Here is a 263-nt window from a genome sequence, read left to right as displayed (position 1 = left end):
CGGCGACGTCATGGTTCCCTGCCTGTCGTCGCCCGGTGCGCCGCCGGTATCAAACGTGTTGATCCGCTTGGCGCCGATATAGAAGTCACCGCCGGACGTGGCGGGCTGGAACGAAGGTGCGAGGTCGGCGGTTCCGGTCCAGCCGGCGTCGGCCATTGACGTTCCGTCCGGAACCTCGAAGCCGTTGAACAGGAGGTCGCCGGCCGGCGGGGTGTTGTCCAGCTTGTCGGAGACGCGGGGGTGCTGGCCGCCGCCCACCAGGA

The 263-nt window shown here is 68.8% G+C and carries 1 protein-coding gene; it reads right to left on the bottom strand.

Translation table 11 applies throughout. The features are described 5' to 3' along the window. Positions 1–263 (bottom strand): hypothetical protein (locus AC3XQU_RS24120; RefSeq protein ID WP_489876652.1); only part of this gene is annotated, 263 nt, incomplete at both ends.

The organism is Telluria sp. AZSoR62, assembly GCF_058111565.1.
The sequence above is the reverse complement of the archived record's forward strand: the minus strand, read 5'-3'. Positions and strand labels throughout refer to the sequence as shown.